Raw genomic sequence first — 15,082 nt, forward strand, 5'->3', positions numbered from 1 at the left:
CTCTGATCAGTGGGAGAGTCAGGTGTACTTCGCCGCACTGCTCGCGCGCACCGAAGACGGGTGGGAAGCGAGCGATACAGAGCTCGACAACGTGGAGACGCTGGCGGACCTGGCCGATCTGGCCCGCGAGTCCGCAGCCGATGACGGGGAAACGGTGATCGTCTTCATCGAGCAGGAGGACGCGTGGTTCGGCATCGTCCGCGTCGACGGCGAGGACGACCCCCGGGTCTTCGTCTCGAACGCGACCGCCGCGGCCCGCTCCTCCTACGGGGAGATCCTCACCTCGGAGCTCCTCGGCGACGACGACCAGGACAGCGCGCTCGACGAACTGGACCTGGACGGCACCGAGGACGGTGAACCGGAGGCGGAGGCCGACGACGACACGGCGGAAACGGACGGCAAGATCCTCCCGGCCGGACCGCTCGGCGACGGGCGGATCCTGGCGGACCTGGGCGTGAGCGAGCGGGACCTGCTCTCCCTGGAGTCCGGCGACGCCCTGGGGGAGATCGCGGAGGCGATCGGCGCGGGCGAGATCCTGGAGGCCGTGCGCTAGTGCCGCCGCTCGCAGCACCCGGCCCGGTCGCGGGCGCCGATCCCGTACGGGACCCCTGGCGGGACCCGATGCGGCGCGCCCTCGCCGAGGCCGACCTGGCCGCGCTGGCCGGTGACGTACCGGTCGGCGCGGTCGTGCTCTCCCCGCAGGGCGCGGTCCTCGCCGTCGGCCACAACGAACGCGAGGCCGCCAGCGACCCGACCGCCCACGCCGAGATCCTGGCCCTCCGCCGGGCCGCCGCGGCCACCGGCGAATGGCGGCTCACCGGCTGCACGCTCGTCGTGACCCTGGAGCCGTGCGTGATGTGCGCGGGGGCGCTCGTCCAGGCGCGGGTCGAACGGGTGGTGTTCGGCGCGTGGGACGAGAAGGCCGGCGCGACCGGCTCCCTCTGGGACCTGGTCCGCGACCGCCGCCTCAACCACCGCCCCGAGGTGATCCAGGGCGTCCTGGAGTCGGCCTGCTCGGCCCAGCTGACCAGCTTCTTCCGGGACCGCTGAGCCGCCTGAGACCTGCCTTTCGACCTGCGAGGGGATATGGATTTCAGTCCACGGGCACCTTTGGGCTAAGCTCTCTCTCGGTAGCGTGTCCGAGCGGCCGAAGGAGCTCGCCTCGAAAGCGAGTGTGGCGCAAGTCACCGAGGGTTCAAATCCCTCCGCTACCGCCAGAAAACCTCCCCGAACTGCGGAAACGCGGTCCGGGGAGGTTTTTTCATGCCCTCGTCCCCGGCCCGCGCAGGGCGGGTCGTAGGCAATCCCGGGACGTAATGGGCCCATTGGGCCGGCGTGAGGACGTCGCCGGTGCTGTCACGGATCCAACGGGCGGCGGCGTCGGGGGCGGTGGACCAGAGGCGGACGGCCTGTGAGCGCGCGCCCCAGGTCCGTGCGGTCCGCCGGGTGAAGGTGGACGCCGTCCTGCTCGGGCGACGTCCGTGCCGCGACCGGAGGCGTGGGGGCGCGCGGACGGCTCCCCCTCCGTCCCGTCGGTCCGGCCGACGCCGCCGACGTCCGCCGCGCCCACCCCTCGGATCCCCTTCGGAAACGCCGTTCACGTGCGTCGCACATGCGAAGCGCAGCCATGCGCATGTCGTACACGGAGGGGGCCGGGGAGGGCGTCCGGGCGGGACCTGGGGAGGGTGGGGGCGGGGGGAGCGGCATCGGGGGGACAAGCCGCTCCCCCCGACGAGAACCGGTCCTGCACGTCCGACGCCGCAGTCAGGGGGAAGCGCGCGGCGTGGACCCCGCAGTGAGGGCCGGTTCCACAGCCCCGCGGATTCCTGCCAGACCCGCCGGGCTCGTCATCCATCCTGCTCCGCCGTCACCCGTTCGGGGGCCGGCAAAAGACCCCGATCGCCGGGCCCTTGGTCCATAAGGGCTCGGTTAGACTCACGCGTCCAAGGGAGGGCACGAGGCCAGGGGAGGGCAGGCGAATGGCGCAGGCGAAGAAGATCGCGCTCTATGCGGTGGTGGTCTTTGTTCTGTACACGATCATCACGTCCCCGGCCCGGGCGGCGGATCTCGTCCAGGTAGGGTTCGAAGGGATATCGAGCGCCGCTCAAGGCGTCGGCCAGTTCATGACCGAGCTCGTCAACTAGGAGTCCCGCCGTGATCCGCCATCTGGTCCTCTTCAAGCTCAACGACGGCGTGCAGCGCGACGAGCCCCGCGTGGTCGCGGGCGTCGAGGCCTTCCGTGCCCTCGGTTCGCAGATCCCGGAGGTGAAGTTCTGGGAGTGCGAGTGGAACATCACCGACCGTCCGATCGCCTACGACTTCGCGATCAACTCGGCCGTCGAGGACACCGCCGCGCTCCAGCGCTACCTGGACCACCCGGCACACCAGGCGGGCGTCGCCCAGTGGCGCGAGTTCGCGACCTGGGTGATCGCCGACTACGAGTTCAAGGGCTGAGCCCCACCCCCCCTTCCCCCCGGGCCCCTCGCCGTCCATCGGCGAGGGGCCCGGATCTTTACCCGCCCAACTTGCCCTCAACACGTGCTTATACGGTGCTTGCACACAGTGGACATGTCTTGTGATGCTATGACCGCTTTTGACGGATGAGTCGACGAAGTTGACATGAAGGGGTGGCGTGAACGTGCCGGCCAGTGCAGCGCCTCAAGTCCCGCCCCAGAACGAGGCCGGGGCCCCGGACACCCCGCGCCCGAGGCCCCAGAGCACCCGGGGCGCCGACACCCGCGCCCTCACCCAGGTGCTCTTCGGGCAGCTCAAGAACCTCGAGCCGGGCAGCCCGGAGCACCACCGCGTGCGCGGGGCCCTCATCGAGGCCAACCTGCCCCTCGTGCGGTACGCCGCCGCCCGCTTCCGCAGCCGCAACGAGCCGATGGAGGACGTCGTCCAGGTCGGCACCATCGGCCTGATCAACGCCATCGACCGCTTCGACCCCGACCGCGGCGTCCAGTTCCCGACCTTCGCCATGCCGACCGTCGTCGGCGAGATCAAGCGCTACTTCCGCGACAACGTCCGCACCGTGCACGTCCCGCGCCGCCTCCACGAGCTGTGGGTGCAGGTCAACGGGGCCACCGAGGACCTGACCACCGCCCACGGACGCTCCCCCACCACCGCCGAGATCGCCGAACGCCTCAAGATCGGCGAGGACGAGGTGCTCGCCTGCATCGAGGCCGGCCGCTCCTACCACGCCACCTCCCTGGAGGCGGCGCAGGAAGGCGACGGACTGCCCGGCCTGCTCGACCGGCTCGGCTACGAGGACCCCGCGCTCGCCGGCGTCGAGCACCGCGATCTCGTCCGCCACCTGCTCGTCCAGCTGCCCGAGCGCGAGCAGCGGATCCTGATGCTGCGCTACTACAGCAACTTGACGCAATCTCAGATCAGCCAGGAGCTCGGCGTCTCGCAGATGCATGTGTCAAGGCTCCTCGCCCGGAGCTTCGCCCGCTTGAGATCCGCAAATCGGATCGAGGCGTAACCGGAACGGGTAGACCGTTTCAGAGCAGTTTTTCGGCGTACCAAATGCCGCACACCCCTTGTTTCCTGCGGATATTCACCACCGCCATGTCGACATGTCACTACAGCGCGTTGCCGACATGTGACATTCTGCAGAAACCGCGTTTGCCGCAGCCCCGCCTCCGGTATTCAGGTGGAGGCTGCGTTCCTCCGATGGTCGTGGCCGCCACGACCGTCCGCGACCTCAAAGGGGGTGGCATGTCCGCAGAACAGGGCAGCTCGAAGGTGCTCACGCTCACGCCCATGCCCGCGTCCATGCAGACGCCCGTGCCCACGCAGACGACGGCACCGACGGCCGCCGAGGCCACGGCGGCGGGGACGGCGACGATCACCGCCACCGCCCCGGCCCCGACTCCCGAGACCGACGAGACGATCGCCGCCCCGCCGGCCGTCACGCCGGAGGCCATCGACACCCGCACCCTCTCCCGCTCCCTGTTCCTGCGCCTGCGCGCCCTCGACGAGGAGGGCGCCGCCGCGGACAGCCCGGAACGGACCTACGTCCGCGACACCCTCATCGAGCTCAACCTCCCGCTCGTGCGCTACGCGGCGGCCCGCTTCCGCTCCCGCAACGAGCCGATGGAGGACATCGTCCAGGTCGGCACCATCGGCCTGATCAAGGCGATCGACCGCTTCGACTGCGAACGCGGCGTGGAGTTCCCGACGTTCGCCATGCCGACGGTCGTCGGCGAGATCAAGCGCTTCTTCCGCGACACCTCGTGGTCGGTGCGCGTCCCGCGCCGCCTGCAGGAGCTCCGCCTCGCCCTCACCAAGGCCAGCGACGAGCTCGCCCAGAAGCTCGACCGTTCGCCGACCGTGCCCGAACTCGCCGCGGTGCTCGGGGTGTCGGAGGAGGACGTGGTCGACGGCCTGGCCGTCGGCAACGCGTACACCGCCTCCTCGCTCGACTCCCCTTCCCCCGAGGACGACGGCGGCGAGGGCTCTCTCGCCGACCGCCTGGGCTACGAGGACACGGCCCTGGAGGGCGTCGAGTACCGCGAGTCGCTCAAGCCGCTGCTCGCCAAACTCCCGCCCCGCGAGCGGCAGATCATCATGCTCCGCTTCTTCGCGAACATGACCCAGTCGCAGATCGGCGAGGAGGTCGGCATCTCCCAGATGCACGTCTCCCGGCTCCTGACCCGGACGCTCGCGCAGCTGCGCGAGGGCCTGATCGCCGACTGAATTCGCCCGTTCCCCTTCCTGGCTGACGACCCGTCAGCCAGACTGTCGGACATGACAGCGGTCATACGGCGAAGGAAGCGACCGGGACTCGTGGTGGTCGCGCTCTGCCTCGGCGGAGCGCTGACCGCGTGCGGGACGGGCGACGACGGCGAGGGGTACGCGGCGGTCGGTGCCGGCTCCTCGCCGAAGGGCGCGGTCCCGCCGTCCGGATCGGTCACCCTGGTCCCCCTGGACCCGGCCCCCACGACGGACCCGGGACTCACCTCCAGCACGTCGTCCCCGTCACCGCGACCGCCGGGCGCCACCGGCACGGGCCGGGGCACCGCCCCCGGCGGTACGGCCACCGCACCCCCTCCCGTACCGGGCGGCCCTCCACCCCGTGCCCCGGGAGAGCCCGCCGCCCCGGGCACGACGCCCGCGCGGCCGCCGGCCCCGGGGCCCTCGGCACCCGCGCCCCCGCCCACGCCCGCACCGTCCACGAAGCCCCCGGCACCCGCCGCGCTCACGCTCTCCGCGCCCGTCCTCACCGACTCCGCCCAGCGCTGGTGCGAGAACGTCACGGTCACCTTCCGCAACACCGGCGGCACGGCGGTCCGTTCGGGCACGGTGCAGTTCGCGACCCACGTCATCGGCGCCCTCGGCGTCGACTGGGCGACCCTGAGGTCGAGCCAGCCGCTGCCCGCGCCGATCGCGGCCGGGGCGACGCAGACCCGTACGTACACGGTGTGCGTGGACTCCTGGCGGGTGCCGCTCGGCATGCACGTGGACACCCGCGAGGTCACCGCCGCATGGCAGTGAGCAGCAGCTCCGCGAACTCCTCCGGGTGTTCCACGCAGCCCACGTGCCCGCCGGGGAACTCGACGAGCTCCGCCCCGGTCAGCTCCGCGATCCGCCGGGACGGGCCGACCAGCGCCTCCTGATCCGCCGAATCCCGGCCGACCCCCAGGACCAGCTTCGCTGCCGCGGCGCGCAGCCCGTCGAGATCGGGAGCCGAGGACGAGAAGGGGCACAGGACGTGCTCCAGGAAGACGGGCATGTTGGCGGCCATGCGCGAGGCCATCGGCCGGACGGAGGGCGGCAGCTCGCCGTGCCGGCGCTCCGGCTTCCGGCCGTCCGGCGTCTCGGAGAACCGGGCCATCGCGGGTCCCAGCCCCTGCGTGCGGCACAGCTCGCGCACCTCGGCGAAGTGGTCGCGGTACGGGACCGGGTCGGCGAGCAGCTCCACCAGGGGCGGCTCGTGGGCGACGAGCCGGCGCACCCGGTCCGGGCGGGCGGCGAGCAGGGCGAGGGCGGTGATGCCGCCGGAGCTGCTGCCGAAGACGTACGCCGGCTCGTCCGGCGAGACCTCGTCCAGGACGGCCAGGGCGTCCGCGCCCCACTCGGCGACCCGCTGGTCGTCGGGCGGCCCGTCGAGCGGGCTGCGGGAGAGGCCGCGCTGGTCGTACGAGACCACCGTGTACCCGGCGTCCGCGAGCAGGTCCGCCATCCCCTCGAACAGCCCGGCGTCCCCCGCACCGCCCGGCACGAGCAGCAGGACGGGCCCGCTGCCGCGCACCTCGTGATGGAGGGCGGCCCCCGGGACCTTCACCGTGCCGACCGTGATGCCGCTGACGTTCATGACGCGTTCCCCCAGTTCTCCAGCAGGTGGTGCAGGGCGTCGAGCGAGCGCGCCCAGGACGCGGCGACGGGCCGCTCGTGGGCGAAGCCGCCGCTCAGTTCGATGTGGATGTAGCCGTGGAAGGTGCTGCGGAGCAGGCGCCCGGCGTCGGTGAGGTCGGGCTCGGTCAGGCCGTAACCGCGGAGCATGCCGTACGTCAGCTCGACGGAGCGCCGGAAGACGGCGGTGTCGGCGACCTCTTCGAGCTCGATGCGCTGCTGGGTGGCCGCGTACCGCCCGGGGTGGGCGAGCGCGTAGTCGCGGTAGGCGTCGCCGAAGGCGACGAGCGCGTCCTTGCCGGACCGGCCGGCCACGGCGGCGCCGATCGCGTCGTTCATCTCGCCGGAGGCGAGCAGAGCGAGCCGGACCCGCAGGTCGCGCAGGTTCTTGACGTGCGAGTAGAGGCTCGCGTCCTTCACCCCGAAGCGGCGGGCGAGGGCGGAGACGGTGACCTTGTCGAGTCCTTCCTCGTCGGCCAGCTCGGCTGCGGCCCGGACGAGACGGGTGACGGTGATTCCGGCGCGGACCATGACCGACTTCCTTCCTAGAGGCTCTAGGAAGAAAGCTAGCACCTCTAGGAAGAGGGAGGGTGGGGATTTACGGCCGGGAGTGGTCGATGACGTTGCCGTTGGAGCAGTTGTTGACGTGGTCCCCGACCCAGTCCCCCAGGACGGGCACGACGGCGACCTCCTGCAGACAGACGGCGGCCGCGGTGAAGTTCCAGTTGTCGGCGGCGTTGACGCCGCCGCCGAAGTTGCTGTCGTCGTCGGCGTGGGCGGGCGCCGCCAGGGCGACGGCGGCGAGGGCGAGGGTGGCCGTGGCGGCCGGCTTCTTCATGTTCACGGCCGACCAAACGACCCGGCGACCGGCACGTCACTCGGGGTGACCCGCTTGGAGGTGCCTCCGCATCAGGACGTTCGCGTCCGTCTCGGCGCTCCAGTCGTAGCGCGCCCGGGCGGCGGCCCTGGCTCCGGCGAGTTCGCCGCACTCGACGCAGTGCGGAACGGGCACGGGCGGGCGGCTCAGCTCGTACGTCACCTCCGTGCGCTGGTTCGCGGCCCGCACCCCCGCGCTCAGCCGCTCGGCCGTGGTCGCGGGCCGCACCTGCTCCGGGTCCGCCTGCCACTCCCGTCCGCCGCCGAGCGGTCGCAGCATCGCGTACGGCCCGGCCTGGCCCCGGTACTCACCGACCTTCCGCGCCACCGGGTCGTACAGATAGGCCCCGCAGTCCGTGTGCCCTGCCATTCCTCGTTCCTCCCACGCTCACCCGATCGGGCGATTACTCTCTGTGCTTCCAGCGTTGCTCAATGGGAGAGGCGGCCACAACACTCACGGCGTGCCAAGGCCCACTGTCACGAGGGGGGTTGGGGTGACCCAGCGAAACGCGCGGGCCGGCACGGAGGCCGCGACGACGGCGGAGGTCTTCGGCGAACTCCTCCGCCACTACCGGGAGTCAGCGGGCCTGACACAAGAGGCCCTGGCCCGGCTCATCCCTTGCGACCGCTCCATGGTCGCCAGGGTGGAGGCGGCGAAGCGCGTGCCACAGGAGGCCTTCGCGAAGGCGTGCGACGAAGTCCTGGGGACGGGTGGGGTGTTACTGAGGCTGTGGAGGCGGATCGACTGGTATCCACAGGTGGAGCATCCGGACTGGTTCGAGCGCCGGGCGGAGATGGACGCGGAGGCGGTGGCCTTACGGGAGTACCAGACGCAGGTGATGCCGGGGTTGCTGCAAACGCCGGAGTACGCACATGCCCTGTTTTCGCGAGTGTCGAACGGCGAGTCGGTCGAGGACCGGGTCCGAGCGCGAATGAGCCGCCAGCAGCGCTTCCTGTCGGAGGACGGGCCGCTCTACATCGTGGTGTTGGACGAGAGCTGCCTTCGGAACGTGGTAGGCGGCGCCAGTGTCATGCGGGACCAGTGCGCGCATCTGCTGGAGGTGGGCAAGCGGCCCAACATCGCGGTGCAGGTCGCACCTTCCGACCGTCCTGAGCTCCGTCGGCCCAACACCTCGGTGTCCCTCATCAGGCTCCCCGACGGGCATGACTGGGTCTACTCGGAATCGCTCGACTGGGGCCATTTCAGCGATGATCCAAGCGACTTCGCGCGCCACTGGCAGACCTATGATGTGCTGAGGGCAGACGCTCTGTCAGCCCGCGAATCCGCCGCTCTGATCAGCGACACGAGGGAAGGGTACGGGCAGCATGCAGAGGCGCGACCTGGACGCGGTGACCTGGATCAAGAGCAGCTTCAGCGGCGACAACGGCGGCAACTGCCTCGAAGTCGCCCCCGGATTCCCCGACCTCGTCCCCGTGCGTGACAGCAAGGCCCCGGAGGGCCCCGCTGTCGTCTTCGGGCGTTCGGCTTGGGACGCGTTCGTCCACAGCCTGTGAATCGTCACGCCGCCAGGACCAGGACGGCGACCGCCGGGGCCATGTAGAGCAGCGGGAACGGGGCGTGCGCGTAGGCGCGGGCGCGGATCACGGTGATCACCGCGCCGGTGAAGTAGAGGACCAGGCCGATCGCGGCGGCGATGCCGATCGCCGGGATCGCGTAGCCGACGAGGAGGCCGATCGCACCGGCCAGCTTGGCGGCGCCGAGCAGGTTCCAGATGCGGCGCGGCACGCCGTACTCGGCGAGCGGATCGACGACGAACTTGGCGCGGGCGAAGACCGACACCCCGGAGAATCCGGCCATGAAGGCGGCGACGGCGGTGACGACGATGGCGGTGGTGGACATCTCGGGCTCCTCTGCGAGTGGTTGCCGTCGCGGTGACGGTTTCAACGCACTGACACCGCCCGTCGAGAACGTGTGACACGGACGCCGAAGTTTTTTCCGGGACGTGGGACCCGAGTCGTACGCGCCCTCGCCCCGGCGGCCGAGGCGGATCGGAGGCGAGGTCGACGACCCGCCCGCACGGTCGGGGCGAGGGTCGGGGCATGACCGATGACGTGCGGAAGCAGAGGGGCCGGACGGCGGCGTGGGGGGTGGCGTGCCGTGTTCGGGCTCGTGGGGGCGCTGAGCGGGACACCGCTCCTCGGAAGGGGCGGCGGCGCGCTCGGGTGGGGGATCGGAGCCGTGGGCGCGCTGGCGGCGCTGGCCGGCGGGGCGGTGGTGCGGTACGGGCCGCGGCCGGGGCTGCGGGTCCTGCTCCGGGGGGCCTGCGGGCTGGCCGGTCTCGCCGCGTTCGGGCTGCTGATGGACGTGATCACGTTGATGTTCGCCCAGGAGGTGGACAGTTGGGCGGTCACCGCGAACCGGCTGCTCGCGGCCGTCGGGGCGGTGTCGCTCGCGGCGACGGCCCGCCCCCTCCACCCGTCGGCTGCCCGTGGGGCCGTCCCGCCGACGCCGTCCGCGGCCCCGGCCAGGGTCCAGCTGGTCGCGTGGGCGGGGACCGCGGCCTTCCTTCCGTACGCGGCGATGAAGCTGACCTGGGCGTGGGGCGGCAGCTACGCCGGGGTGGACAAGGAGGAGCTGCTCGCGATCTCCGAGCGCAACGGGGCCTCGGGGATCTGGCTCACCCTGGGGTCCTGGGGCCTGGACGCCACCGTCCTGCTGGCGGTGCTCGGCGTCTTCCTGCTCTGGGGGCTGCTCCGCCCATGGGGCCAGGTCTTCCCGCGCTGGGTGCCGTTCCTGCGGGGCCGCCGGGTGCCGCGCTGGCTCCCGCTGACCCCGGCCCTGCTCGGCGCCGCCAGTCTCGCCCGGTACGGGGTGATCGGGATCGGGTACTGCGCCCTGGCCACGGCCGGGGTGGTGACCATGCGGCAAGGCGATTTCGCGAGCTCCGGGGACATGCTGCTCGCCGCCTGGCCCGGCATGATCGCCTTCGGTGGGTACGGGGTGGCGCTCGCTGTCGCGGCCCGCTCGTACTGGCTCCGGACCCGTCGGCCGCCGGCCCGCCCTTGAGGACGGGTGCCGGGTGGTGCTCGATGAGCGGGCTTCTCCCCGCACCCCGTCAGACGAGGGCGGCGACGAGCAGGGTGAAGGCGGCGACGATGACGGCGACGCGGACGTAGTGGTAGCGGTCCCAGCGGTTCATCTGCTCCTTCCAGTCGGCGGGCCGGTTCTCGGGGGTCCAGGTCTTGCCCCGGTTGTTGATCGGGACGAGCAGCAGGAGCGACATGATCACGCTCACGATCAGCAGCCCGGCGGCGGTGACGACGAGGCCGGTGCCTTCGTCGTGCCATCCGACGACGGCCCAGACCCCGGCGAGGACGAGCGAGCCGATGTACCAGAACGGCATCAGGGCGCCGAGCATCCGGCCCCCGTGGGAGCGGGCGAGCTGGTCGCTGTCCTCGGGGAGCGCGCTGAAGATCCGGTTCATGACGAAGGCGACGGAGAACTCCACCCCCACCATCAGGCCGACGGTGACGGTGGTGAAGACCTCGAGTGCGGTGAGCATGCTGCCCCTCCTGGGATCTAGCGCTGCTAGCTGATGAGGCAACGCTAGTACTACTGCCGCTCGATTGTCTAGCAGTGCTAGAATCCAGGCATGTCGGTACAGCAACGCAAGGAACGCGAACGGGCGGAGCGCGAGCGCCTCATCGTCGCGACGGCCCGTGAACTCGCCGAGCAGCAGGGCTGGGACGCGGTCACCACGCGCCGGCTCGCCGAGCGCATCGAGTACAGCCAGCCCGTCCTCTACAGCCACTTCCGCGGCAAGCGCGAGATCATCGGCGCCGTCGCCCTGGAGGGCGCCGCCGAGATGGCCACGGCCCTGCGGGCCGCGACCTCCGCCGCGGACGGCCCGCGCGCACGGGTCACCGCGCTCGCCCGCACCTACCTCGACTTCGCCGAGCGCAACCCGGCGGTCTACGACGCCCTGTTCCAGCTCGACGGCGGCCTGGCGTATGCGCAGGAGGACACCCCGGAGCCGTTGAAGGACGCCTTCGCCGCGCTGATGGAGAGCCTGGGCGAGGTCGCCGGGGACGGTGTCCACCCGGGGCTGTTCACCGAGGTGTTCTGGGCGTCCCTGCACGGCCTCGCGACCCTGACCCGGGCGGGACGGCTGCTGCCGGAGGACGCCGCGCAGCGGGTGGAGCTGCTGGTGGACCGGCTGGCCGTGGCCTGACGCGCCGTCCCGGCCGACGGTCCGCGGGCGCTCAGGGGCGGCCGGCCACGGCCCTGACCGGCCTGCTGCCCGCCGCCCGTGAGGCGGCGGCGGACAGCAGCGGGCCGCCCCGATCCGCCGCGCAGGCCCTAACGGCCGATCGCGGCCCGCAGCAGCTCCGCCGCCACCGTCGTCCCGTCGGTGCGGATCGCCCCGGCGAGGTCCTTGGCGCGGGAGCGGGATTCGGGGGTCAGGGCCGTCGCGAGTGCGGCCGACAAGGACGCGGTGGTAGGGGTCGGACCCTCATGGGCAGCGCCGATGCCCAACTCGGCCACCCGGCCCGCCCAGTAGGGCTGGTCCGCCATCTGCGGCACCACGACCTGCGGAGCGCCGGCGCGGGCGGCCGTGGTGGTCGTGCCGGCGCCACCGTGGTGCACGACGGCGGCCACCCGGCCGAACAGCGCCTGCTGGTTGACCTCACCGACGGCGAAGCAGTCGTCGGCCTCGTCCGTCAGCGCCAGGCCGGCCCAGCCGCGGGAGAGCAGGACGCGGTGGCCGTGGGCGCGGACCGCCTCGACCGCCGCGCGGACGACGTCCGCCGCGTCGCGTACGGGCATGCTGCCGAAGCCCACGAAGACCGGCGGGGTGCCGGCCTCCAGGAAGGCCTCCAGATCGGCCGGGAGCGGGCGCCCGTCCGGGCGGATCCACACCCCGGTCTGCGCCACGTCCAGGTCCGCCGGCCGCGGCCAGGGAGCCAGGGTCGCGTCCGCCGCCAGCCACGGGCGGTCGGTGAAGACGTGGGCGCGGACGTCGTCGACCGGCGGCAGGCCGATCGAGGCCCGGTGGGCGTTGACCGGCTCGCCGAACAGGTCGTTCAGGGCCTCGGCGTTCAGGTCCCACAGCACCCGGTTGTCGGTGACGTCGGCCGGGAGCGGGCGGCCCGGCCAGGCGAGCGGCGGGTGGTGGGGCGACGGCAGGTAGTTCGGGAAGTAGGAGACGAAGGAGTAGGGGACGCCCCGCTCGTCGGCCACCGCACGGGCGGCTGCCGCGGCCGGGACCAGGCCGGTCGCCACGACCGCGTCGCAGCCCTCGGCGACCTCGACGACCGCTTCGTACGTCGTCGCGATCAGCCGCGCGGCACGCTCGGACATGCTCAGCGGCTCGGCGGCGCCGGTGACGGCCTCGGTCGCCATCTCCTTCAGCGACCGCCCGATCGGCACCAGTGGCAGCCCGGCACCCTCCAGGAGCTCCGCGAAGTCGGGCGGCGCACACACCCGCGCCTCCACGCCCAGCTCCCGCAGCCGCACCGCGAGCCCGACCATCGGCTCGACGTCCCCGCGCGACCCGTACGACAGCAACAACACCCGCATCTGATGACCCCCATGACGGCACGTTCCGGATTCGAGCCAAGTCGATCACGGAGTGGGGTGGAGCCGCCCCCCGTACGCGGAGAGGTGCCGCGGAAAACCCAAGATCAAAATGCGCCTACTCTACGTCACTCATATGTTGCTTTACGTAGCCACATCGAGCGGATAGGGACGGACGTGTTCGGACGTACAAGACGTGCCACTGCCTTCGCGAGAGCGACCACGGCGACCACGGCGACCGCGACGGCCACGGCGGTCGCCGCGGTCGCGGCGGTCGTGGGCCTACCGGCGAGTGCCACGGCCCAGGACTTCGTGCCCTGCGGGCAGGCGGCGCTGAAGAATGCCGTCGCCCTGGCCAACACGACCCCGGGCCCCAGCCTGCTCATCCTCTCCCCCGGCTGCCCGTACTCACTGACGACGCCGCACAACGCCTCCAACGGCCTGCCGGTGATCACGAGCCAGATCACCGTCGTCGGCAACGGGAGCACCATCGGGCGGAGCACCCGGACGGGCACGCCGGACTTCCGGATCTTCGAGGTCGCCGGACCGAACGGCGACCTGCGGCTCGGCGGGGTGACCGTACGGAACGGCCGTACCCCGACGGGCTCCGGAGGCGGCGTCTGGGTGCACGACGGCGGAAGGCTCTCGGTGGACCGGAGCAAGGTCATCCACAACTCCGCCCTCCTCGGCGGTGGAATCGCCTCCGCGAGCAGCACGGTCACCTTCACGAACAGTGACCTCATGTACAACGTCAGCGGCGGCGACGGCGCCGGATACCTCGATTACCCCCAGAGCGTCACGACCTTCCGGAACAGCACGGTCGGCGGCAACACCGCCCTCTTCGGCCAGGGCGGGGGGATGGAGGTGGACGGGAGGCTGACCGTCAGCGGCAGCAGGGTCGTCGACAACTCCGCCGGGGCCGACGGCGGCGGCATCATGATCGCGCCCGACGCGAACGTGACGCTGACCGACACCGTCGTCCGCAGCAACACGTCAGCGGCCATCGGCGGCGGCATCAACAATTACGGCACGCTGCAGATGACCGGGGGCGAGATCTTCGCCAACCGGGTCACCGAAGGGGCCATCGACAGCAGACAGGGCGGCGGCATCGCGAACCGGGGCGGGTCGGTGACGCTCAACAGCACCCGGGTGACGAACAACGCCGCCCGCAACGCTCCGGGCGGCATCCTCAACTCCGGGGGCCAGGTGGTGCTGAACTCGACCGTCGTCACGGAGAACCTGCCCACCAACTGCGCTCCCGGCACCGTGCCCGGGTGCACGGACTGAGCAGCGCCCGACGCCACGCAGAGGGCGGTCGGGGCAGGAGCCCGGCAGAGCTCCCGGCCCGACCGCCCTCAGCCGTACGCGTGCGTGCCGCGCACGCGCAACCCGCCGGGTCAGCCGAGCGCCAGCCAGGCCACGCCGGCCAGGACGGCGATCGCGACGATCACGCCGACGATCAGGCCGACGCGGGGGCCGGAGGACGGCGCGACGGCTGCCTGGTGCTGCTGTCGCTGCGGGGTGCCCTCGTCGACGAAGGCGCGGAACATCTGGGTGCTGCCGGCGGGGTCGTAGGAGCCCTCGGGGCCCTGGGCGCCCTGGCCGTACGGTGCTTGGGGGTTGTGTGCCATGGCCCGGACCCTAGCGAAGTCGGGCTCGCCGCCCCAAGCCCTGGTCATCCGCCCTTCCCCGGACCTGCACCTTCCCTCCCCGCCCGGGCCGCCCCCGGCCCCTCCGGGCCCCCTTCCGAGCCGCTTTGCCGATTCTTTAGCGCGCTTTGACCGATTTAGTTTGCCTGAAGCAACCATCCATCTCTATCGTTGCCCTAAGCAACAAGATGGAGGGGAGTTCGATGGAGACGCGGAACCGGTACGAGGACCTCGCCCGTTCGGTGAGCGCCATCGGCGCCGTGAAGCGCGGCCTCGCCCGCGTGCTGCCCGCCCATTGCCAGGGCGGCGCGGCAGCCGTACTCGCCCTCGTCAAGACCCACGGCGACATGCGGATGAGCCGGATGGCCGAACTGATGGCCGTCGACATGTCCGTCTGCAGCCGGCACGTGACGCACACCGTGGAGCACGGCTGGATCGAGCGGCTGCCCGACCCGGACGACAAGCGCTCCCGGATCCTGCGGCTCACCGCCGAGGGCCACGCGATGCTCGACGACCTCGACCGCCGGGTCACCGAAGCCTTCACCCGCCGCCTCGCGGAGTGGTCCGACGAAGACGTCGCACTGCTCACCACCCTGCTCGCCCGCCTCCGCGACTCCTTCGGGGACTGCCGGGCCCACCACGCCTGACCGACGCTGACTTC

20 protein-coding genes, 1 tRNA gene and 1 pseudogene are annotated in these 15,082 nt (G+C 71.9%); 14 read left to right on the forward strand and 8 right to left on the reverse strand.

From position 1 onward, the window contains the following. The first annotated feature begins 22 nt into the window (after positions 1 to 22). The 8 genes from AB0M16_RS18910 to AB0M16_RS18945 all read left to right on the forward strand — a co-directional run bounded on the left by AB0M16_RS18910 (position 23) and on the right by AB0M16_RS18945 (position 5,499). Positions 23 to 553: a hypothetical protein gene (locus AB0M16_RS18910; protein WP_365344198.1), complete on the forward strand. Its 531-nt coding sequence runs from the start codon at positions 23 to 25 to the stop codon at positions 551 to 553. 68 nt (positions 554 to 621) lie between these two features. Then, on the forward strand, positions 622 to 1,050 hold the full coding sequence (tadA, locus tag AB0M16_RS18915; RefSeq protein ID WP_365344409.1) for a tRNA adenosine(34) deaminase TadA: 429 nt from the start codon (positions 622 to 624) through the stop codon (positions 1,048 to 1,050). Positions 1,051 to 1,129: 79 nt separating this feature from the next. Next, a tRNA-Ser gene (locus tag AB0M16_RS18920) sits at positions 1,130 to 1,217 on the forward strand. A 762-nt stretch (positions 1,218 to 1,979) separates the two neighbouring features. Beyond that, a complete protein-coding gene (locus AB0M16_RS18925) occupies positions 1,980 to 2,144 on the forward strand; it encodes a hypothetical protein (RefSeq protein WP_164986384.1) in 165 nt (54 codons plus the stop codon). Positions 2,145 to 2,154: 10 nt separating this feature from the next. Continuing rightward, the gene (locus AB0M16_RS18930; protein WP_365344200.1) at positions 2,155 to 2,454 is read left to right on the forward strand and encodes a Dabb family protein; all 300 of its coding nucleotides are present in this window, start codon (positions 2,155 to 2,157) and stop codon (positions 2,452 to 2,454) included. 184 nt (positions 2,455 to 2,638) lie between these two features. Continuing rightward, entirely contained in the window at positions 2,639 to 3,484 is an 846-nt protein-coding gene (locus AB0M16_RS18935; RefSeq protein ID WP_365344202.1) for an RNA polymerase sigma factor SigF, read from the forward strand. A gap of 236 nt (positions 3,485 to 3,720) precedes the next feature. Beyond that, positions 3,721 to 4,701: an RNA polymerase sigma factor SigF gene (locus AB0M16_RS18940; RefSeq protein WP_365344204.1), complete on the forward strand. Its 981-nt coding sequence runs from the start codon at positions 3,721 to 3,723 to the stop codon at positions 4,699 to 4,701. A 51-nt stretch (positions 4,702 to 4,752) separates the two neighbouring features. After that, complete coding sequence (locus AB0M16_RS18945) at positions 4,753 to 5,499, forward strand: hypothetical protein (RefSeq protein ID WP_365344206.1); 747 nt, start codon at positions 4,753 to 4,755, stop codon at positions 5,497 to 5,499. Here AB0M16_RS18945 and AB0M16_RS18950 read toward each other — a convergent pair. The 4 genes from AB0M16_RS18950 to AB0M16_RS18965 all read right to left on the reverse strand — a co-directional run bounded on the left by AB0M16_RS18950 (position 5,480) and on the right by AB0M16_RS18965 (position 7,603). Next, positions 5,480 to 6,319 (reverse strand): alpha/beta fold hydrolase, encoded by an 840-nt coding sequence (locus tag AB0M16_RS18950; RefSeq protein ID WP_365344208.1) that lies wholly within the window; start codon positions 6,317 to 6,319, stop codon positions 5,480 to 5,482. The genes AB0M16_RS18945 and AB0M16_RS18950 overlap by 20 nt on opposite strands. Continuing rightward, positions 6,316 to 6,888: a WHG domain-containing protein gene (locus tag AB0M16_RS18955; protein ID WP_365344210.1), complete on the reverse strand. Its 573-nt coding sequence runs from the start codon at positions 6,886 to 6,888 to the stop codon at positions 6,316 to 6,318. Before AB0M16_RS18955 ends, AB0M16_RS18950 begins: the two co-directional genes overlap by 4 nt. Before the next feature lie 67 nt (positions 6,889 to 6,955). Then, a complete protein-coding gene (locus AB0M16_RS18960) occupies positions 6,956 to 7,195 on the reverse strand; it encodes a hypothetical protein (protein ID WP_365344411.1) in 240 nt (79 codons plus the stop codon). Between the two features lie 36 nt (positions 7,196 to 7,231). Further along, complete coding sequence (locus AB0M16_RS18965) at positions 7,232 to 7,603, reverse strand: hypothetical protein (RefSeq protein ID WP_365344212.1); 372 nt, start codon at positions 7,601 to 7,603, stop codon at positions 7,232 to 7,234. Between the two features lie 124 nt (positions 7,604 to 7,727). Between AB0M16_RS18965 and AB0M16_RS18970 the strand changes: the two genes are divergently transcribed. Together AB0M16_RS18970 and AB0M16_RS18975 are read left to right on the forward strand one after the other, a co-directional pair. Further along, a complete protein-coding gene (locus AB0M16_RS18970) occupies positions 7,728 to 8,675 on the forward strand; it encodes a helix-turn-helix transcriptional regulator (RefSeq protein ID WP_365344214.1) in 948 nt (315 codons plus the stop codon). Beyond that, a pseudogene (locus AB0M16_RS18975) lies at positions 8,647 to 8,748 on the forward strand (DUF397 domain-containing protein); the annotation flags it as partial. The gene AB0M16_RS18970 and the pseudogene AB0M16_RS18975, both read left to right, overlap by 29 nt. 4 nt (positions 8,749 to 8,752) lie before the next feature. On the opposite strand, the gene AB0M16_RS18980 reads toward AB0M16_RS18975, so the two are convergent. Continuing rightward, positions 8,753 to 9,094 carry a DoxX family protein gene (locus AB0M16_RS18980; RefSeq protein WP_365344216.1) on the reverse strand — a complete coding sequence of 114 codons (342 nt, stop codon included), beginning with the start codon at positions 9,092 to 9,094 and terminating at the stop codon, positions 8,753 to 8,755. A 258-nt stretch (positions 9,095 to 9,352) separates the two neighbouring features. On the opposite strand from AB0M16_RS18980, the gene AB0M16_RS18985 reads away from it, so the two are divergent. After that, positions 9,353 to 10,261 (forward strand): hypothetical protein, encoded by a 909-nt coding sequence (locus AB0M16_RS18985; protein WP_365344218.1) that lies wholly within the window; start codon positions 9,353 to 9,355, stop codon positions 10,259 to 10,261. Between the two features lie 49 nt (positions 10,262 to 10,310). Here the strand turns inward: AB0M16_RS18985 and AB0M16_RS18990 are convergent, their stop codons facing one another. After that, positions 10,311 to 10,757 carry a DUF1772 domain-containing protein gene (locus AB0M16_RS18990; RefSeq protein WP_365344220.1) on the reverse strand — a complete coding sequence of 149 codons (447 nt, stop codon included), beginning with the start codon at positions 10,755 to 10,757 and terminating at the stop codon, positions 10,311 to 10,313. Between the two features lie 90 nt (positions 10,758 to 10,847). Here AB0M16_RS18990 and AB0M16_RS18995 point away from each other — a divergent pair, with 90 nt between their 5' ends. Then, a complete protein-coding gene (locus tag AB0M16_RS18995) occupies positions 10,848 to 11,426 on the forward strand; it encodes a TetR/AcrR family transcriptional regulator (protein ID WP_365344222.1) in 579 nt (192 codons plus the stop codon). 128 nt (positions 11,427 to 11,554) lie between these two features. Here AB0M16_RS18995 and AB0M16_RS19000 read toward each other — a convergent pair whose 3' ends face one another. Beyond that, positions 11,555 to 12,775 (reverse strand): glycosyltransferase, encoded by a 1,221-nt coding sequence (locus AB0M16_RS19000; protein ID WP_365344224.1) that lies wholly within the window; start codon positions 12,773 to 12,775, stop codon positions 11,555 to 11,557. A gap of 174 nt (positions 12,776 to 12,949) precedes the next feature. On the opposite strand from AB0M16_RS19000, the gene AB0M16_RS19005 reads away from it, so the two are divergent. Continuing rightward, complete coding sequence (locus AB0M16_RS19005) at positions 12,950 to 14,059, forward strand: hypothetical protein (RefSeq protein ID WP_365344226.1); 1,110 nt, start codon at positions 12,950 to 12,952, stop codon at positions 14,057 to 14,059. Positions 14,060 to 14,169: 110 nt separating this feature from the next. Here the strand turns inward: AB0M16_RS19005 and AB0M16_RS19010 are convergent, their stop codons facing one another. Next, the gene (locus AB0M16_RS19010; protein WP_365344228.1) at positions 14,170 to 14,403 is read right to left on the reverse strand and encodes a hypothetical protein; all 234 of its coding nucleotides are present in this window, start codon (positions 14,401 to 14,403) and stop codon (positions 14,170 to 14,172) included. 221 nt (positions 14,404 to 14,624) lie between these two features. Between AB0M16_RS19010 and AB0M16_RS19015 the strand changes: the two genes are divergently transcribed. Further along, positions 14,625 to 15,068, forward strand: a complete 444-nt coding sequence (locus tag AB0M16_RS19015) for a MarR family transcriptional regulator (RefSeq protein WP_365344230.1) — start codon at positions 14,625 to 14,627, stop codon at positions 15,066 to 15,068. Positions 15,069 to 15,082: the final 14 nt, after the last annotated feature.

This window comes from Streptomyces sp. NPDC051921 (assembly GCF_040680975.1).
Classification (GTDB): Bacteria; Actinomycetota; Actinomycetes; order Streptomycetales; family Streptomycetaceae; genus Streptomyces.